The sequence below is a fragment of the Cupriavidus sp. GW823-FHT07A04 genome, assembly GCF_058794615.1.
Map to the genome: position 1 here is coordinate 138,179 of NZ_JBXAHA010000018.1, position 21,230 is coordinate 159,408.

Genomic DNA, 21,230 nt, shown 5'->3' on the forward strand with positions numbered 1-21,230 from the left:
CTCAGCAGAACATCTACCCTCCCGCCACGTTGTGCAGCACCGAGCGCCACGGGAAGACCGCATCGGCCTGGAACACGAAGCCGATGCGCGGATCGATGCCGGTCACGCGTTTGCCCATCAGGCGCACCTCGCCGGTGCTCGGCTTGAGCAAGCCGGTGATCAGGCTCAGTGTGGTCGATTTGCCGCATCCCGTCGGCCCGACAATGGCGACGAACTCGCCCTTGCCCACACACATGGAGAAGTCGCGCAACGCCACGGTGGCAGTGCCATCGGGTGCGATGAAGCGGCAGGAGACGCGCTCGAATTCGATGGCCGGCGCATCTTGCGGCATGGTATTGGTCATGAGGTTTCCTTGCAGTGCGCGCGCGCCGGCGGCGCGAACCGGTTGTTCGCCTGGCGCCTCACTTGGCGGCGCGGTCGACGAACTCGTTGGTAAAGGTGCGGCCCAGTTCGATGTGCTTGCCCTTGACCGTCGGATCGAACGAGGCGAGCACCTTGAGCACCGTTTCGGGGCCGCCGGCGGGCATTCTGCCGTCGTCGGTGAACATGGGCAGCGAGGCGCCCAGGGCCTTGACGTAGAGCTCGCGGTTATTGCCGTAGTAGTCCTTGGGCATCTTCTGCGCGATCTCCTCAGCGCTGTGGGTCTTGATAAAGCGCATGGTCTTGACGAAGGCGCGCGCCAGCTTCTGCACCTGCTCCTTGTGTCCTTCCACCCAGGTGCGCTGCATATAAAGGCTGGAGGCCGGATAGAGCCCGCCCAGCGCCTGGGTGGTACCCTCGGCCGTGCGCATGTCGACCAGCACCTGCGCCTCACCGGTCTTGAGCAATTGCGAGATGGTGGGCTCGGTGGTCATGCCGGCATCGATGCGGCTCTGGCGGATCGCGGCCATGAAACTGTTATCGGCGCCGACCGGCAGCACCGTGTACTGGCTGGGCGCCACACCCGCCTTGAAGGCCAGGTACTGCGTCAGGAAGTTGGTCGACGAGCCCAGGCCCGTCACACCGAGCGTCTTGCCTTTCACATCGGCCATGCTCTTGATCTGGCCGGCCGCACGCGTGGCCACCATCTCCACCTCGCCCGGCACCTTGCCGAACACCACCACGGCCTCCACTTCCTTGCCCTTGCTCTGCAGATCGATGGTGTGATCGTAGAAGCCCACCACGCCCTGCACCGCGCCGGCCAGCAGTTCGTTTTCGGCGTCGACCCCGGCCGGCTGCGAGAGGATCTCGACATCGAGCCCCTCCTCCTTGAAGTAGCCCAGCTGCTCGGTCAGCCTGGCCGGCAGGTAGATGATCTTGGTCGCGCCGCCCACCATGATCGACAGCTTTCCATCGGCCGCCTGCGCCGTGTGCGCAGCTGCAAGTGCCGCAAGTGCTGCGGAGGCCATGGCAAGCGCGCCCTTCCTGTATGCATTCATCTTTGTCTCCCTTGTTTTGCTGGCGCCAGGTCTTGGTGGCCGGGGCATGATTGGGCTCTGGTTACGGCGTGCCTCCGCGCTCGCCGGGGCCACAGCGCGGGGTTCGAAGCATTCTAGGCAGCGCAAACCTTCACGCAGCTTTCGCCGCATCTCAGGGAATATCCCGATGCGGTGCTGTGTCTGCGGCGTGGCGGGCAGTGGTAAAAGGAGACCCCGGCAACAGTAGGTCCTCACCAGAGCGGTTCATGAAGGTATTGCTGATCGAAGACAACGCTTCGCTCATCCACTGGCTAGCGAGGCTGCTGAAGGAAGAGCGCTTCATGGTCGATACCGCGCTGGACGGCGAGTACGCCGATCAGTTGCTGCAGACGCAGAGCTACGACGTGGTGCTGCTAGACCTGCAGATCCCGCGCCTGGCCGGCAAGAGCGTATTGCGCCGGCTGCGCGCGCGCCGCAACAACGTGCCGGTATTGGTGGTGACGGCAAGCGCGTCGATCGACGAAAAAGTGGAGTGCCTGGGCCTGGGCGCCGACGACTACCTCGTCAAGCCTTTCGAAGTGCGGGAACTGGTCGCGCGCATCAAAGCCCTGGCGCGGCGGCAGACCGGGGAGAAGCAAGCCGAACTGGCTTGCGGCGACCTCACCTACAACACCGACACGCGGCAGTTCTATGTCGCGGGCGAGCTGCTTTCGCTGCGCCTGAAAGAGCACACCGCACTGGAAATCCTGATGATGCGGCTCGGCAAGACCGTGTCCAAGGCGAGCCTCATGTCGGGCGTGTATTCGCTCGACGAGGAGGCTAGCGAGGACGCCATCGAGATTTATATCCATCGCATCCGCAAGAAGCTCGAGGGCTGCCAGGCCACCATCATGACGCTGCGCGGCCTGGGCTACCTGCTGCAGCAAAAGCAATGATCCACAGCCTGCGCGTACGGTTGCTGCTATGGCTGCTGGTGCCGCTGGCGGGCTTTGTGGGCATCAGCAGCTATGCCGCCTACCTGAGTGCGGCCGATACCGCAAACCGCGTGCAAGACCGCGCGCTGCAAGCTTCGGCCGACGTCATCGCGGGCCACATCGCGTGGGCGGACGGACGCATCACGGTGCAGGTGCCACCGTCGGCGCTGTCCCTGTTCGACTCGCCCTATGGCGACCACGTTTTCTACAACGTGGTCGACGATCGCGGCCGGATCCTGGCCGGCAATCCGCGCTTTGAGCAGCCACCGATGGCGGGTGCCGCCAGCCCGGTGTTCTACTCTTCCCGTTTCCAGTCGCAGCCAGTGCGGGTAGTGCAAGCCACCCGCACGATGTTCGACTCCGGCGAGGCCCGCAAGGTCACCGTCACCGTGGGGCAGACACTGATCGGCAACCACGAGCTGGTTCGCAGCCTGCGCATGCCGGCGCTGCTGCGCGAAGTGGTGATGCTGGTGCTGGCCGTGGGGCTGGTGATGATCGGGCTCACGGTGGAGCTGAGCCCGCTGCTGCGCGTGAAAGACGAAGTGGCGGGACGCGACCCGATGGATCTGGTACCGGTGAGCGCAATCGACCTGCCGCAGGAGTTGCGGCCCATTGTCGAGGCGATCAACCAATGCATCCAGCGCCTGAACGAATATGTGCGCCAGCAAAAGCGCTTTATTGCCGATGCCGCGCACCAGATCCGCACGCCGCTCGCGGTGCTGGGAGCGCAGCTGGAGTTTGCCGCGCGGGTGGACGATGAAGCCAGGCTGCGCGAGATCCTCGGCTCGATGGAGACCAGCACACAGGCCATGACCAACCTGGCCAACAAGCTGTTGCTGCTGTCGCAGGCGGAAGCCGCGCGCAGTGCCGGTGCCGCGCAGCAAGGCGCGGACCTGGTGCCGCTGGTGACCAACGTGCTGGAAGACATGGTGGTGCTGGCGCAGCGCAAGGGTATAGACCTGGGCGCCGAGCTGGCGGTCGACAGTGCACGGGTGAGCGTCAACGAGTGGATGATGGCAGCCGTGGTATCGAACCTGGTCGACAACGCGATCCGCTACACGCCGGCGCAAGGCCAGGTCACCGTGGCCCTGACCCTCGAGGCGAACAGTGCCGTCCTCGCGGTGAGCGACAACGGTCCTGGCATTCCCGCAGAAGCGCGGCCCAAGATATTCGATCGTTTCTACCGCAACGCGCTGCCGAACCAGGAAGGCAGTGGCCTGGGGCTTGCCATCGTCAAGGAGATCGTGCTGACGGCGCAAGGCCAGGTAAGCCTGAGCCCGGGCATCGGCGGGCGCGGCGTCACGCTGACGGTGCGCCTGCCTCTGGCCGCCTGAGCGTCGCGCCTAGTCCACCACCTTGCCGCGTTGCGCCTTGACCTGGCTGCGCTGGCTCTTGCCCTCGAGGCGCCGCATCTTCGAGCCGAAGGTGGGCCGCGTGGGGCGGCGCGTGCGCGGCGGCGTAGCCACGCTGCGCACCAGGTCGTGCAGGCGCTGCACCGCCTCTTCCCGATTCATCTCCAGGCTGCGGTGTTGCTGCGCCTTGATCACGACCACGCCGTCGCGCGTGATGCGGTGGTCATGCAGTTGCAGCAGCCGCGCCTTGTGCCCTTCCTCCAGCGACGAGGCGCGGACATCGAAGCGCAGGTGCACCGCGTTGGACACCTTGTTGATGTTTTGCCCGCCCGCGCCTTGCGCGCGGATCGCGGTGATCTCGTATTCGGTGTGGAGGATGGTGATGTCGGGCTGCATGGCACGCATGATAGCAAGGGCCGATGCGGCCCGCTCCCATGCGCTACCCATGCACTACCCATGCGCTAGCGGGCCGACGGCAGCTCGCCCCAGGCCACCAGGATTCGCTGGATGCTGCGCGCGTAAGCGTCGCGCTGCCCCGGCGATTCGGAGTGGTAGGCGCCAATGGCGCGCCAGGTGTTGCCATGCCTCACCATCTTTTGCTTTAGCAGCCAGGCAGCGACATAGACGTTGACGCACGAGTCGGTCAGCGCGCGGCTCGGCACGCCGTGGCGTGCCAGGTCGTTGAAATGCACCGAGTTGATCTGCAACTGCCCAACGTCGATCGACCCGTTCGCATTGCGGTTCACCGCGGCGGGATCGCCCTTCGACTCGAACCACGCGATGGCACGCAGCACCGAGGGATTGACGCCCTGGTAGGTGCCCGCTTGCTCGAAGCAATCCTGCGCGCGGGCCGCACCATGGAACATCATCAGCAGCAACAGCGAAACCGCCGGCAAGCTGCCCGCGAGCGTGCCGGCATGCCCGCGGTGCGGGCGCAGGCGGGCTGCCTTCGTATGGGTGTTAACGGACACGATTGATGCCCTCGCTTGCCAGACGTTGGCGATGATCTTCAGCCGACCCGGGCGGGGACGACTGCTGCAGGGCCAGGTCGAGCTGACGTCCAATGGTGTCCAGGTACGCACGCGAGGTGTCCGAAACCACCAGCCGCACCACCGGCGCGAGGCTCTTGCGTTCCGGCGCGGGCAGCGCTTTGATCCGGGCCCTGGCGGTGTGTCCCACGCGCGGCGCGCTGAGCTCGTCACTGCCGCTCGCGGGCGGCAACATGGCCAGGGTTGGCAGCGGTGGATAAACCTTGTCCGCCGCCGGTGCGGCTGCCGGCAAGGCAGGACGGACATCGGCGCCAGGCTCGGTGGCAAGGGCCGGCATGGCCAGCGCCAGGCTGACGGCAAACAGGATGAGGCGGTGCATCGGCTGCAGCTCCTTGTTGCGGTGTTATTGCAGTGTTGTCGCGGTGCTACTGCGATTGCGCCGTCTTGATCGTCACGCTGTACGGCTGGCTCGTGCCGGCCGTCAGGTTCTCGAGGTGGACGGCAGTGGTGCGCTGTGCCGGTACGCCTTTCCAGATCGCCTGGTTGAGGTAGGGCAAGTCCTGGCCGAGCGCGGTGACGACAATGGTCGCCGGCTGCTTCTGCCGGGCCGCCAGCGCGCCGGCCTTGGTAAGCACGGCCGCGAGTTGCGCATCGCGCGCGCCAAGCGCATCGGGCGGGATCACGAAGCTCACAATCGTGCTCTGCGGCGCCGGCGCGTCCGCCGTCGCAGTGGCAGGCAGTTGGGCACAACCCGCCAGCGCGAGCAAGGCTGCCGAGCCGGCCAGCGGCATCGCCAGGCGCTTTGCCCACGCGCCCTGCAGCCGAGAGTGAGCGACGGCCCGGCGCGTCCGTTCGCGGGGCACTTTGTCTGCGATATGGCACATGGAATGGCTTCCCTAGGCGTTTAATGCGGGCCATTTACGCATTGGGCCGATCGGGCGAAAAGGCGCAATTAAGGGGAGAAATTGCTTCTGTTTGCGGATTGACAGTGCCTCGCGCCGGGCAGCCGGAGCGCGCGCAGGTGCGGCTACGCGCCGGTCATGGCACTTTCCGGGAAGGCACGTGCTCGACAAGCCGCGCGGCGCAAGACCGGAATGCTCCACGCGCCATACCGCGAGCGCCGCCGGAAATCGCCGGCGGCGGTTCCGCCGCTGCGCAAATCCTGCCGAGGCGCGCGCAGCTGTATCAACGGCACAACGCGCGCAGCGCAATGATTGCGCTCAAGGACCCTGCACCGCGTCCTGGCTTGCCGGCCGCACCAGTAGCAGGCTTGCCACAGCCAGGAGCACGCAACCGACCCCGGCCACCTGGGCCACGCTGACCCGCTCGCCCAGCAACACCGCCGCCAGCACAACCGCCGACACTGGCGCAAGCGCGGTAAACAGCGCTGCCTCGCTGCCGCTCGTGCGCGCCGAACCTGCGTACCACAGCAGGAATCCGCTGACCGTTGGCACGATTGCGTAGTAGATCACCGCAGCCACCGCCTGCGTGGAAAACGCCAAAGTCCACGGCGCCTCGAACACAGCAAACAGCGCGGATGCGACCAGCCCGATGCCGCACATGACCGCTGATAGCGCGAGTGGCGCAATCGCCTGGTCCAGCCGCCGGTTGAGCAGGATGAACAGCCCCTCGCACACTACGGCTCCCAGGACGAGCGCGTTACCGAGCAGGGAATGCCCGCTGCCGGCGCCGGAAGGAAAGGCAACCATGACAATCCCAGCCGTGGCCAGCCCGATCGCGAGCATGAGGAAACGATGGGGCCGCTCGCCAAGCAGCAGGATCGCAATCACCGCCGATACCACGGGCAGCGTACCAATGATGACGCCAGCATCCGCGGCCGAGGTCAGCCGCAGACCGGAGATCAGCAGCGTCATATAGCCCACGCTGCCCGCCGCCGCCTGCACCACCAGCGTGATCCGGTCACGGCCGCGCGGCCTTGGCCACGACGCCCCGGTCAGCCGCAACGCGCCCAGCAAGCAAGGCAAGGCGATCGCGAACCGCAGCGCGGTGGCCGTGAACGGCGGCAGGCCGGACGCAATGACTTTGCTTGCAATCACGGTGCTGCCAACCAGCACCATCGCAAGGGTCAGATAGCAATACCCTAGATAGCTTCCCCGCTTGCCCGGCATGCGCAGCCCCCGCCATGGAAAAGCAGCAGGCTAGCCGGGCCGGCGCATCGAGTCTTGAATGAAATTGCAGCTCAGCTCACCACGGCTGCATAGGCGCGCGGCGACACGCCGTACTGGCGCACGAACATCCGCGTCATGTGGCTCTGGTCGGCAAAGCCGCTGGCGGCGGCCGCATCGGCCAGGGCCTTGCCCTGGGCAATCAGCGCGCGAGCCAGATGGATGCGTCGCTGCAAGAGGTACGCGTGCGGCGTCAGCCCGGTTGCCTTGGAAAACGCACGCAGCAGCTGGAACCGGCTCAGCCCGGCAACCTCGGCGAGTTCGGCCAGCGAGACGGCTGCGGCCGGATCATCGTCGATCAGGCTGCGCGCCCGAGCGATCGCCTCCGCCTGTGCCCCCGCCTGTGCCCCCGCCTGCGCGCCTGCGCTGCGCGCAAGGCCGGCCTCCGCTACCCGTGCCAGCAGGGCGAGCAGCATCGCTTCGCACTGCAGATCCGAGCCAGCGCCGCCGCCGGCCGTAACGAGCAGATAGAGCTGCTGGAAGCTGGCCGCCACCGCGGCATCGCTGACGACCGGGCTAGGGAATTCGCACTGCCTCGTCCTGCCTTCGCTCAGGTCCAGGCTGGCCCGCGCGATGCATGCAGGATTGAAATAAAGCATCCGCCACGAGCGCCCGGCGTCGCCGATGGGCATGCCATCGTGCACCTCGCCCGGGTTGACCATGATCATGTCGCCCGGGCCCGCCTCGACCATGCCGCGCCCGCTGTGCGACCTGTGCGCGCCCTGCCAGATCACGCCAATGCCAAATTGCTCGTGGGTATGCCGCGCAAAGGTGTGGCGCGTGCTCGCCTCGACGGCCTCCACGCCAGGCATCTCGCAGCGAAGGATCCTGAACTGTCCTGAGCGCATTCCGTGCTCCCCATTCTGTTCTCTCTTTTGCGCGACGATATACTCACCCTTCAGCGTTGCGCTACCCCCGGTTCTGACATGGAACACATCCTCTTCCGGTCTGCAGTCTTGGCCGATCTTCCCGCCATCGTGGCATTGCTGGCGGACGATGCGCTTGGCAGCCAGCGAGAGATCGTCAGCACGCCCGTGGACGAAAGGTACGTTATCGCCTTCCACGCCATCGCTGCGGACCCGAATCAGCGTCTCGTGGTAGCCGTGGATGGCGACACGGTAATCGGCACGCTGCAACTGTCGTTCATACCCGGCATCGCCCGCGCAGGTGCATGGCGGGGGCAGATCGAAGCGGTCCGCATCGCGGCGCCGTTTCGCAGCGCAGGGTTCGGCCAGAAGATGTTCGAATGGGCGATCGCGGAATGCAGGTCCCGCGGATGCGCCATCGTGCAACTCACCACCGACAAGGGCCGTGCGGATGCGCACCGGTTCTACGAAAGGCTTGGCTTTGTTGCCAGCCACGAAGGCTACAAGCTGATCCTCTAGGCCGGCCAAAAACGGGAGGCAAGGAAATGGGGAAGCTGGGGTGATGCCACTGACAGAAGTGCCGATACTGAAGCTAGGTGCAATTTAGCTACAGTGGGCGTTCAAGGTAGTGGAGGGAAGTGCCGCAATCCCTTGTCAGGATTGGTGCGCCCGGCTGGGATCGAACCAGCAACCCCTGCCTTCGGAGGGCAGTACTCTATCCATTGAGCTACGGGCGCACAGGGTATGACGGGGTACAACGCGGGCAGCGCGCGAGTGCCGCTGCCGGAAAGTCGCATAGCATACCGTGTTTGGCGAAAGACGTCCACGCCGGGCTGAAAAGTGCAGCCAGATGACGTCTCTTGCAAGCCGCTTTTGCCTCCATACGGTAGGTCTTTGAGGCTATAATCGCGAGTTATTTGTGTAAAAACGGGGCTGCGCAACGTCCACTTCAGGTCCGGGGATGATGGTGCCGCGCCCTGCTGGCTGGCCCGTTTCGGGGCAGTTGGCACCGGATAATAGTCCGATGCGCGCAATTGGCCAGGGGGAATTGGCCACCGAGCAAGCGGCCACATAAGCAGCCGATCGCGAGCGGCCACAGGTTTCCTGCAAAATTGAGAGTTGAGTATGAGCGACGTCCATAACGCACAAGACGAACACGAGTCTCCCATCAAGACCCCCAAGCAGCTGATCGCTGTGGTGATTGCCGCCTTCCTGGTGCCAATCATCGTGATCATCCTGCTGGTCAACTTTGTCGGACACGGTGCCAAGGAAGGCGCGGGTTCTACCGCTACCGTGGAAGCTGTCAATGACCGCATCAAGCCGGTCGCCTCGCTCGAACTGAAGGACCCGAACGCACCGCGCGTCTACAAGACGGGCGAGCAGGTCTATAAGGAAGTCTGCGCTGCCTGCCACGCCACCGGTGCTGCCGGCGCGCCCAAGTACAACACTGCCGGTGACTGGGCTCCGCGTATTGGCCAGGGCTTTGCTGGCCTGCTGAATTCCGTGCTGCACGGCAAGGGCGCCATGCAAGCCCGCGCCGGCACCACCGCCGACGACTACTCCGATTACGAACTCGGCCGCGCCGTGGTCTACATGGCCGACGCCGGTGGCGCCAAGTTCCCGGAACCCGCCGCGCCCGCTGCTGCTCCGGCTACGGCTGCCGCTTCGGACGCCACGGTGGCGGCTGCAGCCGCCGCTGCTCCGGCCGCTCCCGCAGCTGCCCCCGCTGCCGCTGCCGCCGCACCGGCTGCTGCAGTTGCCGCGCCGGCTTCCGCCGAAGTAGGCAAGAAGGTCTACGAACAAGTCTGCGCCGCCTGCCACGCAGCCGGTGTTGCCGGTGCGCCGAAGTTCGGCGACAAGGCAGCCTGGGCACCGCGCCTGAAGGAAGGCATGGACGCCGTGCACGCCTTCGCCCTGAAGGGCAAGGGCGTGATGCCGCCGAAGGGCGGCTACGCCGGCCCCGACGCCGACGTGATGGCCGCAGTGGACTACATGGCCAACGCTTCGAAGTAAGCGCAAGCAGCTCTCAACAAAAAAGCCCGCGGCATGCCGCGGGCTTTTTGCTTTCCGGTGTGACTCAAACCACGCGCGAGTAGCGCTTTGGCATCGGCAAAGGCGTACCTACATCAGCGCTCCGGATGGCAGCGGGCTCGGTGCGCCGGGCATCTTCGCGCAGGAAGCCGTCGAACACCATGGCCAGGCGGCGCACCAGCAAACGCCCCAGCGGAGTCACCTCGATGCGGCCAGGCTCACAGCGCACCAGCCCGTCTTCGGCCAGCCGCGCCAGCTCCGCAAGCTCATGCGCGAAGTGCACGGCAAAATCGATGCGGTGGCGCGCTTCGACCGCCGCCATATCCAACACGCCATTGCACATCAGCGCGCCAATCACATCGCGCCGCAAGTGATCTTCGTCGCGCATGGCGAAACCGCGCATCACCGGCAGCACGCCGGCGTCGAGGCCACTGTAGTAGTCATCCAGCGTGCGGGCGTTCTGCACGTAACGGCCCGCCACTGCGCCGATTGACGAAACGCCGAAGCCGAGCTGGTCATGGCCGGCGTGGGTGGAATAGCCCTGGAAGTTGCGCTGCAGCCGGCCCTCGCGCTGGGCCACGGCGAGCGCGTCGTCCGGCAGCGCGAAGTGGTCCATGCCGATGTAGACATAGCCCGCGGCGGTCAGCTGCTCGATCGTGCCGACCAGGATGTCGAGTTTTTCGGCGGCTGCCGGCAGTGCGCTTTCATCGATGCGCCGCTGCGGCTTGAACACGTGCGGCAGGTGCGCGTAGCTGTACACCGAGAGCCGGTCCGGGCGCATCGCCAGTACCTGCTCCACGGTGGTGGCAAAACGCGCCGTGGTCTGGTGCGGCAGGCCGTAGATCAGGTCCATGCTGACCGAGCGGAAACCCAGCCGGCGCGCGGCGTCGACGACCGCCTGCGTCTCGGCCAGCGATTGCACGCGGTGGATGGCGTGCTGGACCTCGGCGTCGAAATCCTGCACGCCCAGGCTGATGCGGTTGAAGCCAAGTTCGGCCAGCAGCGCCATCTGTGCGTCGCCGATGCGGCGCGGGTCGATCTCGATCGAGTGCTCGCCCTCGGGCAGCAGGTGGAAGTGCTGGTGCAGCGCATCCATGACCCGGCGCATCTCGGCGGGATCGAGGAAGGTCGGCGTGCCGCCGCCCCAGTGCGACTGCACCACCTCGCGCCGCGTGCCAAGCTGCTGCGCCACCAGCGCCATCTCGCGCGCCAGGTAGTCCACGTAGCGGGCGCTGCGGCGGTGGTCCTTGGTGATGATCTTGTTGCAGCCGCAGTAGTAGCAGATGTTCTCGCAGAACGGCACGTGCACGTACAGCGAGAGCGGTGCGGCGGCTTTGGCCGTGTTGGCGGCGTGGGTGGCGCTAGCAGCGCAATCGGCCAGCGCCTGCTGGTAGTCCTGCGCGCCGAAGCCGCCGTGGAAGCGGTCCGCCGTCGGGTAGGAGGTGTAGCGCGGGCCGTTGATATCCATGCGGCCCGCCAACGCGCGAAAGTCCGACAAGGCATGCCGGTCCGGCGCTGCCGCGCCCCGTCCCGCCGGCTTGCCGGTGCAGGCGGCGCCGCACTTGCCGGAGCAGGTGCGGGATTGGCTCGGGACGGCAACGGGGACGGGCATTGCGTTGGGGAACTGGGCGGGGGCAGTCGCAGCCATGGGGCGGCCTTTGTCGTGGATTCGATGACCCATCGTAGGGCGCGCCGCCCGCGCCTGCGTTGACCGGGGTCAAGCCGCGGCCCATGACATGCCGCGCGCCACGGCCGGAACATGGCCGGCGTCATGCCAGCGTCACCTGGGCCGTATAGGCTGCGCGGCGCTCTCCCCAATCATGCAATTGCTCTGCACCTGGCCTCGCGGATTCCCATGCACGCTTCTTCCCTGATCGCCAACCCCGCACGACCGCCGCGCCGCCGGGTCCTGGCCGCACTTGGCAGCGCCATGCTGGCGCCTGCCTCCTTGCTGGCGCAGGCGCCGCCGCGCCGCCCGCTGGTGATCGGCCACCTGGTGGACCGGGGCGGCGCCCAGGCCGACCTGGCGCGCGACTACCTGGCGGGGGCCAAAGTGATGTTCGATGCGACCAACGCCGGCGCGCGGGAGCCGCGCGTGGTGCATGTGGTGCGCGAGGTCGACGCCGATCCGCGCGCGGCCACCGCGCAGGCGCTGTCGCTGGTTGACGGGGAGCGGGCTGAATTGCTGTTCGGCCCCAGCGATGCCCTGCTGCCGGTGCTGGCCGCCTCGCCCGAGCTGGCCCGGCGCGGCGTGCAGATCGTGGCGCCGTTGTCAGGCCTGTCGCTCGCGGCGGATCACGTCTGGTACACGCGGGCCGACTACCGCAGCGAGCTGGATGCGGCCATCCGGCAGTTGCGCAGCTATGGCCTCAAGCAACTGGTGCTGGCCGTGGCGCCGGATTTTGCGGCCGGCAGCCTGGCTAGCGGCACGCCGTGGCGGCGCCAGGCCGAGCAGGAGCCGGGACTGCAGGCACTCACGCTGGATGCGGGCAAGGGCAGCGACGCCGGCGCGGTGGCGCAACGCATCGCCGCCGCGCGCCCGGCCGCGGTGATCGTGGCGGGCGATACGCTGGCCTATGGCAACCTCGGCCGCGCGCTGGCGGCGCGGGGCTGGTACGGCTTCCTGGTGGGCTTGTCGGCGGTCAATTCGCTGGCGGCACGCGAGATTCTTGGCGCCGGCTACACCGGCGGCATCGTGTTGACGCAGATCGCCCCCGGGCCGCAGGACCTGACCCTGCGCGTGGTCAAGGAGCACGTGGGCCGGATGAAGCAGTTCCTGGACGAACCCGCCTCGCCGGCCACGCTGGCCGGCTATATCGGCGCGGCCTGGCTGGTGCGCACGGCGCTGGCCGCGCCGCGCGGGGCCACCCCGGCGGACCTGCGGCGCGCGCTGCAGGCCCGCGTCGACGTGGGCGATTTCGTGCTGGATTTCACGCACGGCTCGCGCGGCTCGCAGTATGTGCAGCTTGCGGCAATGGGGGGCGGCACGGCACGGTGAGCGGTAGCGCTGGCACCGGGCCGCCCGCGGCTCAGGCGCGCGGCAACACGATGCGCACCCGCAGGCCGCCCTCCGCCCGGTTGGCCAGGCTGAGCTCGCCGCCGTGGCGCGCAACGATATCCGCGGCAATCGACAGGCCCATGCCGACCCCGCCGGTGGCACGGTTGCGCGAGGATTCGAGCCGGTAGAACGGCTCCAGCACGCGCGCCATTTCCTCCGGCGGAATGCCGGGGCCGCTGTCGCACACATCGATCACCACCCGCTCGGGGCTGTCCGCCAGTTCAATGCACGCGCTGCCGCCGTAGCGGTGCGCGTTCTCGACCAGGTTGACCACGGCCCGGCGCAGTTCAGCCGGATAGGCCAGCAGCGGCTCGGCGTCGCCAGACAAGGTGACGTCCTGGCCGACTTCCGTGGCATCGTCCACCACGGCCTGCAGCAAGGCATGCACGTCCACCCGCTGGCGCGGCGCGGCGGCGCCGTCGCGCTCGCGCAGGTAATACAGGGTGGCATCGATCAGACCATTCATCTCCGCCAGGTCCTGGCGCAGGCGATAGCGGACCTGGTTGTCGTCGACGCCTTCGATGCGCAGGCTCATGCGGGTGAGCGGGGTGCGCAGGTCGTGGGACACGGCAGCCAGGAAGCGCGATTGCTGTGCCAGCTGGGTGCGGATGCGCTGCTGCATGTGGTTGAAGGCCTGGGCTGCGGCGCGAGCCTCGGCCGGGCCGCTGTCTTCGTCCAGCGGCGGGGCATGCACGTCCTGGGCCAGCCGGCCGGCGCTGCTGGCCAGGCGCTGGACCGGCCTGGCCAGCAATCGCGCGCCCACCCAGGACGCGGCCACAATGGCGGCGAGCTGGAACAGCTGGCCCAGGCGCGGCGGCCCAAGACCGTGCGTGCGGCGCGGGCGGCGTGGCGGCACTGGGGCCCCGGCTCCGCCTTGGCCGTTGTCCGCGCGCGCCTCGGCATCCGGCGGCGGCGGGAACTCGCCCCGCCGCCCCTCTTCACCCGGGGGCGGGGGTGGCGGCATCTCGTCGCTGGGAACGAAGTTGAACCCGGTATGCCCCGGGCGCGGGAACACGCTCTCGATGACCGTGACGCCGAGCAGGTGCACGGCCAGCATGATCGCGGCCATCACCAGGAACAGCCGGATGAACATGGAGTCGTGGCGGGCCACCCAGCCCGCGCGCTCAGGCTTCGACGGCACCGGTAAAGACATAGCCCTCGCCTCGGACGGTACGGATCAGCGTCGGGTCGCGCGGATCGTCGCGCAGCTTCTGGCGCAGGCGCGAAACCAGCAGGTCGATGCTGCGATCGAAGACGTCGAGATCGCGGCCGCGCGCCTGGTTGATCAGCAGCTCGCGATCCAGCACGCGGTTCGGATGCTCGATGAACGCCAGCAGCAGCCGGAATTCCGCATTGGACAACGGCACCACGGTTTCCTCGCCATCGACCAGCTGGCGCAGCGTGGTGTTCAGGCGCCAGCTGCCGAAGCGCAGTTCATGGCCGCCCGCCGCCGCCGGGCGCTTCACGCCGCCGCCCCGGGCACGGCGCAGCACGGTGTGGATGCGCGCCACCAGCTCGCGCATCTCGAAGGGCTTGGTGACATAGTCGTCGGCGCCGACCTCCAGCCCGACCACGCGGTCGGCCAGCTCGGTGCGCGCGGTGAGCATGATCACCGGCAGGTCGCCGCGCTCGCGGATCTCGCGGCACAGCGTCAGGCCGTTTTCGCCACGCAAAGAGAGGTCGAGCACCACCAGGTCGTAGTCGCGCGTGGCCATGGCGGCGCGCATGGCGGCGCCGCCCTCGGCGCCATCCGCTTCGATGCCAAAGGTGGATAGGTACTCGGCCAGCATGGCGCGGATCTGCGGATCGTCGTCGACGATCAGCAAATGAAGGGGCGAGGCGGGAGAATGGTCCATCGGGTTTCGTCGTGCTTTGCAGCGGTTCGCCGCGTCGTTCGCGGCAGGTTTGTGCGCCGGCATGCCGGTATTGCAGCGGATTTGGGCGGATTGAGGCGGCCCGGCAAGCCGCCGCCGCCAGGGATTCACTCTACCAGCCCGGCGCGGCGGCCTGATAGGCAGGGTGTGGCCGCTTTGTACCGGGCTTGATACAAAGCGGCGCGCCCGGCGGCCCGCTTTGTACGGCATTGCTTCCGCGCGCTGACCAAGCGCTCAAGCAACGGCGGGCGGGCCTTTCTAATATGGCGTGTCGTTATCCCGCCGCTTTTGTGCCTGCCAGTTCCTGACCGGCAGGCCACGGCAGCCCGGCGCCCCCGCTATGCTTGAAGCCATCGGCATCACGTCGGCAATCCCGGGCCTCTCCCCGCATGACCTCCATGGAGAATCCTTGTGACCCAGCCCCAAGCCTTGCTGCCCCGCATCCGCGCCTTGTTGTCCCTTGCCGTGCTGTGCGGCGCCTGCGCCTTGACGCTGCCGGCGCACGCGCTGCAAACCAGCCCGCAGGCAGTTGCCGGCCACGGCCGGCCGGTGGCACCCGCATCGCTGCGCGAAGCGCTGGTGCTCACGCCTGCCCAGGCCATCCTATGGCAAGCCGCCCTGGACGCGGCGCGGGAAGCGCATGCGCACGCGCTGGAACTGCAGGCTCGCTTTGTCCGCGAAGGCGGCGGCCCCGGCCAGCCGCAGGGTCCCGAGTCGTCGCTGCGCGCCCGCGCGGAGCGGGAAGACCGCCTGCACGATGCGCTCGACAAGGATCGCCGCGCCGCGCGCGATCGCTGGATCGCATTTGAAGAAAGCCTGGATGCCGGCCAGCGTAAGCGCCTGCGCGACATGCCGGAGGGCCGCTTGGCGGGTTCGCCGCGGGGCGCATTCGGCCCCGGCCCCCACCCTTTCCCCGGCGCCATGGCAGGCCCCATGCCCGGCCGTGGACCTGCGCCCATGCCCTGCGCCTTCGGCGCGAATGGCCCATTCGGCGTACCCGGCGCTGCGGGGCTTCACCAACAAGGAGCGCCAGATGCCCAGTAAGCCCCTCGACCACGCAGGCCCGATAGCCGCTAACGGCGGCCGCCGCCGTTTCCTCGGCGGTGTACTGGGAGGATCACTCGGTGCCGGGTTGATCGGGCTGGCGGGCGACGCCGCCGCGCAACCTGCCGCCTGCCTGCTCACGCCGACCCTGACCGAGGGCCCGTTCTATATCGACCAGGCGCTGGTGCGCACCGATATCCGCGATGGCCGGCCGGGCCAGTTGCTGCGGCTCAGGCTACTCGTGGTGGACACCGGCCGCGGCTGCACGCCCGTGGCCGGCGCGCTGGCCAGCATCTGGCATTGCGATGCCGGCGGCAGCTACAGCGGCTACGACCAGGGCAGCATGCCGCCGCCGCCAGCGGAAGGCTCCGGCCCGGGGCAAGGACCGGGCCAGGGCCCGGACGGCGGCGGCATGCACGCCGTGCCGGCCAGTCCCGCCCGCTTCCTGCGCGGCGTGCAGCCCACCGGCGCCGATGGCGCCGCGCAGTTCCTGACGATCTACCCGGGCTGGTACGCGCCGCGCGCGGTGCATATCCACTTGAAGATCCATCTCGGCAAGACCGAGGTACTGACCAGCCAGCTGTTCTTCGACGATGCGCTCAGCCGCGAGGTGCATCTCCAGCATGCCGCGTATCGCGCGCGGGGCGCTTCGCCCGTGCAAAACGCACAGGACGGCATTGCCGGCACGCGCCCCAACCTGCTGCGGGTACGCCGCCTGCGGGACGCGGCCGGCACGCTGGAAGGCGAATTCACCCTGGGCATCGCGCGCGCCTGACGGCCACGGGATCTGGCGGATTCCCTAAAAAAAACGCCCCCGGACCCAAGTGCGGAGGCGCTGAACAGGGAAGAAGTCGGGCGTGCTGCCCGGCCACGCCACTCCGAAGGGACGGAACGGCGCGGCGCCTGGTCCATACGTCGGGCCAGGCACCGGCGATGTTAGACAGACATCGGGCGAGGGTCATGTCCCGCTTGTAGGCTAATGTATCGACTTTGTACGATTGGCACCGGGATGGGGCACGAAACGCCTGCCGGCGCCGGTCACGCGGAGGTCTTGCCTGGCGTACCGGGCGTTCCGAGCAAGGCCTTGAGCCCGGCCAAGCGGTCCTTGGGGCTCATGGCGGGCGTTTCGTCCTTGATCGCGGGGGCCTCTTCGAGCTTCATCTCGCCGATAAAGCGCGACGGCTCGCAAGAGTAGGTATCGCGGGCGCGCTTGCGCTTCTTGCACCAGCTCAGGTGCAGGCTGCGCTGCGCACGCGTGATGCCTACATACATCAGGCGGCGCTCTTCCTCGATCTTCTCATCGCTCATGTCTTCGTCTTCGCGGCAGTGGGGCAGGATGCCCTCTTCCACCCCGACCAGGAACACGTGCGGGTACTCCAGCCCCTTGGAGGCGTGCAGCGTCGACAGGCGCACCGCGTCGGGATCTTCCTCGCGGCCTTCGAGCATGCTCATCAGCGCCACCGTCTGGGTCAGCTCCAGCAGGTTCTTGCCCTCGTCGCCAAAGCCATCGGCGGTGTCGAAGCCGGTAGCCTCCTCGCCCTCGCCCTCGCCCGTGGCCTCGGGCTTGGTGCCTTTGCGCTTGAGCCAGTCGAGGAATTCCAGCGTGTTGGTCCAGCGCGACTGGGCCTGGCGCTCGTCGAAGGTGTCGTACAGGTAGGCCTCGTAGTGGATGCCTTCCATCATGTCGTCGAGCACCTGGGTGGCGGGATCGCTGGCCGCGCGCCCGGCAAGGCGCACCATGGCCTCGCAGAACACCCGCAGCGGCTCCAGCTGGCGCGGCTGGAGCTTGCCTTCGATGCCGCCCATCATGGCCGCTTCGAACAACGACACCTTGGCCTGGCCAGCGAAGGTGCCAAGCACTTCCAGCGTGGTGTTGCCCACGCCGCGCTTGGGCGTGGTGATGGCGCGGATGAAGGCGGGATCGTCGTCCGGGTTGGCGATCAGGCGCAGGTAGGCGCAGATGTCCTTGATCTCGGCCTTGTCAAAGAAGCTCTGCCCGCCCGAGAGCACATAAGGAATGCGCTCGCGGCGCAGGATCTGCTCGAACAGCCGCGCCTGGTGGTTGCCGCGATACAGGATGGCGTAGTCGCGGAACTGCGCGCGGCGCTCGAACTTGTGGGCCGACAGGCGGAATACGACCGACTCCGCCTCGTGCTCCTCATCGTTCATCGGGTTGACGGCAATGGGGTCGCCCATGCCGTGCTCGCTCCACAGCTTCTTGTCGAACAGCTTGGGATTGTTGGAGATGACCGCGTTGGCGGCCTCCAGGATGCGCACGGTGGAGCGGTAGTTCTGCTCCAGCTTGACCACCTTCAGGTCGGGGAAATCGGTCTGCAGCAGCTTGAGGTTGTCCAGCGTGGCGCCGCGCCAGCCGTAGATGGCCTGGTCGTCGTCGCCCACCGCGGTGAAGGCCGGCGCGCGCAGGTGCGAGCCGCCGGCGAGCTGCTTGAGCAGCTGGTACTGGCAGGCGTTGGTGTCCTGGTACTCGTCCACCAGGAAGTAGCGCAGCCGGTTCTGCCAGCGCAGGCGCACCTCTTCGTTGCGCGCGAACAGCTCGGCCGGCAGGCGGATCAGGTCATCGAAGTCCACCGCCTGGTAGGCATGCAGCGTAGCCACGTAGTTGCGGTAGATCAGCGCCGCCTGGTGATCGTCGGGGTTGTCGGCCTGGGCGATGGCAGTCTCGGGATCGACCATGCCGTTCTTCCACAGCGAGATGGTGCTCTGCACGCTGCGGATCAGCTTCTTGTCGGTGGAGGCGAGCTGCTCCTGCACCATGCCGAAGCAATCGTCCGAGTCCATGATGGAAAAGCGCGGCTTCAGGCCCACGTGCTCGGCCTCGGCGCGCAGGATCTGCACGCCCAGCGAGTGGAAGGTGCTCACCGTGATCTGCTTGATGGGGATGCGCTTGCCCTCGCGCGTGGTCTTGCCTTCCATCAGCTTGGCGATCCGCTCCTGCATCTCCTTGGCGGCCTTGTTGGTGAAGGTCACCGCGGCGATGTGCTTGGGCTGGAAGCCCTTGTCCTCGATCAGGTGCGCGATTTTCTGCGTGATCACCCGGGTCTTGCCCGAGCCGGCGCCGGCGAGCACCAGGCAGGGGCCGTCGAGGTAGCGAACGGCTTCGGATTGGGCAGGGTTGAGTCCGTGGGTCATGCGAGGGCTGGTGGTGGTGCTGGGTGGCGGGATGGCCGGCAAGGCGGGCGCGGGCTTTTACGCATGGCAAAGGCAGCACATGCATTGGCGCGGCCAAGGCCGCGGGTGAAGCCTGCGGCACAGCAAAAGCCATCGGAGCCGCAGATGTTAACACGCCGGCCAGCCGGCCCGCGGCTGCGCCCGGGCTGGCGCGCGAGCGCGTTGACAAGCCCCCGAGGCTGGCTGTAGAGTCGCGCCATCCGACCGGGAGAGCGCGCAGATCTTGCGCCGCCGAAGGGGTATCACCCGAAAACTCTCAGGCACCATGGACTGGTTGGATCGGCTTGCAACATGCACACGATGCACGCCGTACTCTGGAGAGCGGCACCCGCCACTGATCGATTCCGTCGACAGCCTTGGTGAGCGTGCCCACCGAAGGGGCGCGCAAGGTTTGGGTTTCCAGCAATTGGGATCCCGCCTTGTAATCTCTCAGGTATCGAGGACAGAGGGGTCATCCGCCGCAGCGGATCTGGCAGCGCTATGGCGCGCCGAATCCTGCGGCGGATGGCCCTTTTTCGTTTTCGAACCGAGATTTGCCTTCCCCCGAGGATTCCATGACGCTCCAGGCCACGCCCCTCAACGCTATCCACCGCGCCCTCGGCGCCCGCATGGTCGACTTCGGCGGCTGGGACATGCCGGTCAACTACGGCTCCCAGATCGAGGAACACCATGCTGTGCGCAGCGATGCCGGCATGTTCGACGTCTCCCACATGTGCGTGGTCGACCTCAAGGGCGCCAATGTGCGCCCCTTCCTGCGCGGCCTTCTGGCCAACAACGTCGACAAGCTGCAAACGCCGGGCAAGGCGCTGTACTCCTGCATGCTGGATGAGAAGGGTGGCGTCATCGACGACCTGATCGTCTATTTCTTCGCCGAGGACTACTTCCGCCTGGTGGTCAACGCCGGCACCGCGAACCATGACATCGAGTGGATTTCCGCACGCAATGCCGCCACCAATAGCGGCGTGAAAATCACGCCGCGCCGCGGCGACAATGCGCCCGGCGGCGTGGCCCCGCTGGCCATCGTTGCCGTGCAAGGTCCCAACGCCCGCGCCAAGGTGTGGAGCGCTTTCCCCGCGACCCAGCCCAGCGAAGCCCTGAAGCCGTTCAACGCCGTCGTGGTGCAGGACCCCGCCCTTGGCGAAGTCATGGTGGCACGCACCGGCTATACCGGCGAAGACGGGTTCGAGCTGGTGGTGCCAGCCGAGAACGTGGCCGGCCTGTGGGAAAAGCTGATCGCCGAGGGCGTGCGCCCGGCTGGCCTGGGCGCACGCGACACGCTGCGCCTGGAGGCCGGCATGAACCTGTACGGCCAGGACATGGATATCCACACCTCGCCGCTCAACGCCGGCCTGGCCTGGACCGTGGACCTGCAAAGCGAACGCGACTTCACCGGCAAGGCGGCCCTGGTCGCCGGCGGCAAGACCCAGCAATTCGTCGGGCTGATCCTGCGCCCGGCCAACGGAAAAGCGGGCGGCGTGCTGCGCGCCCACCAGAAGGTCATCACCCCTGCTGGCGAAGGTGAAATCACCAGTGGCACCTTCAGCCCATCGCTGTCCCAATCCATCGCTTTTGCCCGCGTGCCGCTCGACGTTGCGCTCGGCGCCGAGGTGCAGGTCGAGATCCGCGACCGCAAACTCGCCGCGACTGTGGTTAAACTGCCGTTTGTGCGCAATGGCAAGGCACTCGTGAGCTGAACGCTCGCACCGGTCACAGCGCGCCCGCCGGCGGTTACCCCGTCGAACATCGACACCCCCCGGCGGGCGCTGAATAACAAATTGAATCTGGAGCAATCCCATGAATTTCCCCGCCGACCTGAAATACACCGAGTCCCATGAGTGGGTGCGCGTCGAAGCCGACGGCACGCTGACCATCGGCATCACCGACCACGCGCAGGACGCGCTGGGCGACATCGTCTTCCTGGAACTGCCGGAAGTGGGCAAGTCGGTCGGCGCCGGCGACGCGCTGGCCGTGGTGGAATCGGTCAAGGCCGCATCCGACATCTACGCTCCGGTGGCAGGCGAAGTGATCGCCATCAACGACGCCGCCGCCGCCTCTCCGGAAAGCGTCAATGCCGACGCCTTCGACGCCTGGCTGTTCAAGCTCAAGCCGGCCAACAGCGACGACGTGAACGGCCTGATGTCGGCCGACGCCTATAAGGCCAACGTCGGCGCCTGATGCCAGATCGTCATTCCCGCGCCACGGGAATGACGGATAAAGACTGCCGCGACGCGGACCGGGCCGACCACCCGCCGCACCGCTCTCACGAGATT

The 21,230-nt window shown here is 67.4% G+C and carries 20 protein-coding genes, 1 tRNA gene, 1 pseudogene and 2 riboswitches; of the genes and pseudogenes, 9 read left to right on the forward strand and 13 right to left on the reverse strand.

Annotated elements, in window-relative coordinates:
- Window positions 1–22: 22 nt before the first annotated feature.
- A pseudogene (locus AC1Q7Q_RS28670) lies at window positions 23–331 on the reverse strand (ATP-binding cassette domain-containing protein); the annotation flags it as partial.
- A gap of 70 nt (window positions 332–401) precedes the next feature.
- Window positions 402–1,418 (reverse strand): ABC transporter substrate-binding protein, encoded by a 1,017-nt coding sequence (locus AC1Q7Q_RS28675; protein WP_492373510.1) that lies wholly within the window; start codon window positions 1,416–1,418, stop codon window positions 402–404.
- Window positions 1,419–1,663: 245 nt separating this feature from the next.
- On the opposite strand from AC1Q7Q_RS28675, the gene AC1Q7Q_RS28680 reads away from it, so the two are divergent.
- Window positions 1,664–2,332 carry a response regulator gene (locus AC1Q7Q_RS28680; protein WP_441635701.1) on the forward strand — a complete coding sequence of 223 codons (669 nt, stop codon included), beginning with the start codon at window positions 1,664–1,666 and terminating at the stop codon, window positions 2,330–2,332.
- Window positions 2,329–3,705, forward strand: coding sequence for a sensor histidine kinase N-terminal domain-containing protein (locus AC1Q7Q_RS28685; RefSeq protein ID WP_492373511.1), 1,377 nt, complete (start codon window positions 2,329–2,331; stop codon window positions 3,703–3,705). Before AC1Q7Q_RS28680 ends, AC1Q7Q_RS28685 begins: the two co-directional genes overlap by 4 nt.
- Before the next feature lie 9 nt (window positions 3,706–3,714).
- Here AC1Q7Q_RS28685 and arfB read toward each other — a convergent pair whose 3' ends face one another.
- The 6 genes from arfB to AC1Q7Q_RS28715 all read right to left on the reverse strand — a co-directional run bounded on the left by arfB (window position 3,715) and on the right by AC1Q7Q_RS28715 (window position 7,746).
- Window positions 3,715–4,119: an alternative ribosome rescue aminoacyl-tRNA hydrolase ArfB gene (arfB, locus tag AC1Q7Q_RS28690; RefSeq protein ID WP_150992873.1), complete on the reverse strand. Its 405-nt coding sequence runs from the start codon at window positions 4,117–4,119 to the stop codon at window positions 3,715–3,717.
- Window positions 4,120–4,184: 65 nt separating this feature from the next.
- Complete coding sequence (locus tag AC1Q7Q_RS28695; RefSeq protein ID WP_492373536.1) at window positions 4,185–4,592, reverse strand: lytic transglycosylase domain-containing protein; 408 nt, start codon at window positions 4,590–4,592, stop codon at window positions 4,185–4,187.
- 91 nt (window positions 4,593–4,683) lie between these two features.
- Window positions 4,684–5,091, reverse strand: coding sequence for a hypothetical protein (locus AC1Q7Q_RS28700; RefSeq protein ID WP_492373512.1), 408 nt, complete (start codon window positions 5,089–5,091; stop codon window positions 4,684–4,686).
- A gap of 46 nt (window positions 5,092–5,137) precedes the next feature.
- Window positions 5,138–5,503 carry a hypothetical protein gene (locus AC1Q7Q_RS28705; protein WP_492373537.1) on the reverse strand — a complete coding sequence of 122 codons (366 nt, stop codon included), beginning with the start codon at window positions 5,501–5,503 and terminating at the stop codon, window positions 5,138–5,140.
- A 429-nt stretch (window positions 5,504–5,932) separates the two neighbouring features.
- On the reverse strand, window positions 5,933–6,841 hold the full coding sequence (locus tag AC1Q7Q_RS28710) for a DMT family transporter (RefSeq protein ID WP_492373513.1): 909 nt from the start codon (window positions 6,839–6,841) through the stop codon (window positions 5,933–5,935).
- A gap of 71 nt (window positions 6,842–6,912) precedes the next feature.
- Window positions 6,913–7,746 (reverse strand): AraC family transcriptional regulator, encoded by an 834-nt coding sequence (locus AC1Q7Q_RS28715; RefSeq protein WP_492373514.1) that lies wholly within the window; start codon window positions 7,744–7,746, stop codon window positions 6,913–6,915.
- Between the two features lie 78 nt (window positions 7,747–7,824).
- Between AC1Q7Q_RS28715 and AC1Q7Q_RS28720 the strand changes: the two genes are divergently transcribed.
- Window positions 7,825–8,283: a GNAT family N-acetyltransferase gene (locus AC1Q7Q_RS28720; protein WP_492373515.1), complete on the forward strand. Its 459-nt coding sequence runs from the start codon at window positions 7,825–7,827 to the stop codon at window positions 8,281–8,283.
- 142 nt (window positions 8,284–8,425) lie between these two features.
- On the opposite strand, the gene AC1Q7Q_RS28725 is transcribed toward AC1Q7Q_RS28720, so the two are convergent.
- Window positions 8,426–8,501: transfer RNA gene (locus AC1Q7Q_RS28725), tRNA-Arg, on the reverse strand.
- 388 nt (window positions 8,502–8,889) lie between these two features.
- Here AC1Q7Q_RS28725 and AC1Q7Q_RS28730 point away from each other — a divergent pair.
- Window positions 8,890–9,777, forward strand: a complete 888-nt coding sequence (locus tag AC1Q7Q_RS28730) for a c-type cytochrome (protein WP_492373516.1) — start codon at window positions 8,890–8,892, stop codon at window positions 9,775–9,777.
- A gap of 64 nt (window positions 9,778–9,841) precedes the next feature.
- On the opposite strand, the gene hemN is transcribed toward AC1Q7Q_RS28730, so the two are convergent.
- The gene (gene hemN, locus AC1Q7Q_RS28735; protein ID WP_492373517.1) at window positions 9,842–11,443 is read right to left on the reverse strand and encodes an oxygen-independent coproporphyrinogen III oxidase; all 1,602 of its coding nucleotides are present in this window, start codon (window positions 11,441–11,443) and stop codon (window positions 9,842–9,844) included.
- Window positions 11,444–11,650: 207 nt separating this feature from the next.
- Here hemN and AC1Q7Q_RS28740 point away from each other — a divergent pair, with 207 nt between their 5' ends.
- Window positions 11,651–12,793: an ABC transporter substrate-binding protein gene (locus AC1Q7Q_RS28740; RefSeq protein ID WP_492373518.1), complete on the forward strand. Its 1,143-nt coding sequence runs from the start codon at window positions 11,651–11,653 to the stop codon at window positions 12,791–12,793.
- A gap of 31 nt (window positions 12,794–12,824) precedes the next feature.
- Here AC1Q7Q_RS28740 and AC1Q7Q_RS28745 read toward each other — a convergent pair whose 3' ends face one another.
- Window positions 12,825–14,006 carry an ATP-binding protein gene (locus AC1Q7Q_RS28745; RefSeq protein WP_492373519.1) on the reverse strand — a complete coding sequence of 394 codons (1,182 nt, stop codon included), beginning with the start codon at window positions 14,004–14,006 and terminating at the stop codon, window positions 12,825–12,827.
- Window positions 13,978–14,709, reverse strand: coding sequence for a response regulator (locus tag AC1Q7Q_RS28750; protein WP_492373520.1), 732 nt, complete (start codon window positions 14,707–14,709; stop codon window positions 13,978–13,980). The genes AC1Q7Q_RS28745 and AC1Q7Q_RS28750 overlap by 29 nt, the downstream gene beginning before the upstream one ends.
- Window positions 14,710–15,138: 429 nt before the next feature.
- On the opposite strand from AC1Q7Q_RS28750, the gene AC1Q7Q_RS28755 reads away from it, so the two are divergent.
- Entirely contained in the window at window positions 15,139–15,771 is a 633-nt protein-coding gene (locus tag AC1Q7Q_RS28755) for a hypothetical protein (RefSeq protein ID WP_492373521.1), read from the forward strand.
- Window positions 15,761–16,546: a dioxygenase family protein gene (locus AC1Q7Q_RS28760; RefSeq protein ID WP_492373522.1), complete on the forward strand. Its 786-nt coding sequence runs from the start codon at window positions 15,761–15,763 to the stop codon at window positions 16,544–16,546. Before AC1Q7Q_RS28755 ends, AC1Q7Q_RS28760 begins: the two co-directional genes overlap by 11 nt.
- A 263-nt stretch (window positions 16,547–16,809) precedes the next feature.
- Here AC1Q7Q_RS28760 and AC1Q7Q_RS28765 read toward each other — a convergent pair whose 3' ends face one another.
- Window positions 16,810–18,921 carry a UvrD-helicase domain-containing protein gene (locus tag AC1Q7Q_RS28765; protein ID WP_492373523.1) on the reverse strand — a complete coding sequence of 704 codons (2,112 nt, stop codon included), beginning with the start codon at window positions 18,919–18,921 and terminating at the stop codon, window positions 16,810–16,812.
- A 234-nt stretch (window positions 18,922–19,155) separates the two neighbouring features.
- Window positions 19,156–19,243: riboswitch (glycine riboswitch) on the forward strand.
- A gap of 21 nt (window positions 19,244–19,264) precedes the next feature.
- Window positions 19,265–19,416: riboswitch (glycine riboswitch) on the forward strand.
- A 98-nt stretch (window positions 19,417–19,514) separates the two neighbouring features.
- Here AC1Q7Q_RS28765 and gcvT point away from each other — a divergent pair.
- Window positions 19,515–20,654, forward strand: coding sequence for a glycine cleavage system aminomethyltransferase GcvT (gcvT, locus tag AC1Q7Q_RS28770; protein WP_492373524.1), 1,140 nt, complete (start codon window positions 19,515–19,517; stop codon window positions 20,652–20,654).
- Window positions 20,655–20,754: 100 nt separating this feature from the next.
- Window positions 20,755–21,135, forward strand: coding sequence for a glycine cleavage system protein GcvH (gene gcvH, locus AC1Q7Q_RS28775; protein ID WP_150987481.1), 381 nt, complete (start codon window positions 20,755–20,757; stop codon window positions 21,133–21,135).
- The last annotated feature ends 95 nt before the right edge of the window (window positions 21,136–21,230 follow it).

What these genes read in the sequence shown, in the direction of transcription:
- AC1Q7Q_RS28705 (WP_492373537.1), bottom strand. Translation starts at nt 5,503, where the DNA reads ATGCCGCTGGCCGGCTCGGCAGCCTTGCTCGCGCTGGCGGGTTGTGCC.
- gcvT (WP_492373524.1), top strand. Translation starts at nt 19,515, where the DNA reads ATGACGCTCCAGGCCACGCCCCTCAACGCTATCCACCGCGCCCTCGGC.
- AC1Q7Q_RS28685 (WP_492373511.1), top strand. Translation starts at nt 2,329, where the DNA reads ATGATCCACAGCCTGCGCGTACGGTTGCTGCTATGGCTGCTGGTGCCG.
- gcvH (WP_150987481.1), top strand. Translation starts at nt 20,755, where the DNA reads ATGAATTTCCCCGCCGACCTGAAATACACCGAGTCCCATGAGTGGGTG.
- AC1Q7Q_RS28720 (WP_492373515.1), top strand. Translation starts at nt 7,825, where the DNA reads ATGGAACACATCCTCTTCCGGTCTGCAGTCTTGGCCGATCTTCCCGCC.
- AC1Q7Q_RS28680 (WP_441635701.1), top strand. Translation starts at nt 1,664, where the DNA reads ATGAAGGTATTGCTGATCGAAGACAACGCTTCGCTCATCCACTGGCTA.
- AC1Q7Q_RS28715 (WP_492373514.1), bottom strand. Translation starts at nt 7,746, where the DNA reads ATGCGCTCAGGACAGTTCAGGATCCTTCGCTGCGAGATGCCTGGCGTG.
- AC1Q7Q_RS28695 (WP_492373536.1), bottom strand. Translation starts at nt 4,592, where the DNA reads ATGATGTTCCATGGTGCGGCCCGCGCGCAGGATTGCTTCGAGCAAGCG.
- AC1Q7Q_RS28740 (WP_492373518.1), top strand. Translation starts at nt 11,651, where the DNA reads ATGCACGCTTCTTCCCTGATCGCCAACCCCGCACGACCGCCGCGCCGC.
- AC1Q7Q_RS28730 (WP_492373516.1), top strand. Translation starts at nt 8,890, where the DNA reads ATGAGCGACGTCCATAACGCACAAGACGAACACGAGTCTCCCATCAAG.
- AC1Q7Q_RS28765 (WP_492373523.1), bottom strand. Translation starts at nt 18,921, where the DNA reads ATGACCCACGGACTCAACCCTGCCCAATCCGAAGCCGTTCGCTACCTC.
- AC1Q7Q_RS28675 (WP_492373510.1), bottom strand. Translation starts at nt 1,418, where the DNA reads ATGAATGCATACAGGAAGGGCGCGCTTGCCATGGCCTCCGCAGCACTT.
- hemN (WP_492373517.1), bottom strand. Translation starts at nt 11,443, where the DNA reads ATGGCTGCGACTGCCCCCGCCCAGTTCCCCAACGCAATGCCCGTCCCC.
- AC1Q7Q_RS28700 (WP_492373512.1), bottom strand. Translation starts at nt 5,091, where the DNA reads ATGCACCGCCTCATCCTGTTTGCCGTCAGCCTGGCGCTGGCCATGCCG.
- arfB (WP_150992873.1), bottom strand. Translation starts at nt 4,119, where the DNA reads ATGCAGCCCGACATCACCATCCTCCACACCGAATACGAGATCACCGCG.
- AC1Q7Q_RS28745 (WP_492373519.1), bottom strand. Translation starts at nt 14,006, where the DNA reads ATGTCTTTACCGGTGCCGTCGAAGCCTGAGCGCGCGGGCTGGGTGGCC.
- AC1Q7Q_RS28710 (WP_492373513.1), bottom strand. Translation starts at nt 6,841, where the DNA reads ATGCCGGGCAAGCGGGGAAGCTATCTAGGGTATTGCTATCTGACCCTT.
- AC1Q7Q_RS28760 (WP_492373522.1), top strand. Translation starts at nt 15,761, where the DNA reads ATGCCCAGTAAGCCCCTCGACCACGCAGGCCCGATAGCCGCTAACGGC.
- AC1Q7Q_RS28750 (WP_492373520.1), bottom strand. Translation starts at nt 14,709, where the DNA reads ATGGACCATTCTCCCGCCTCGCCCCTTCATTTGCTGATCGTCGACGAC.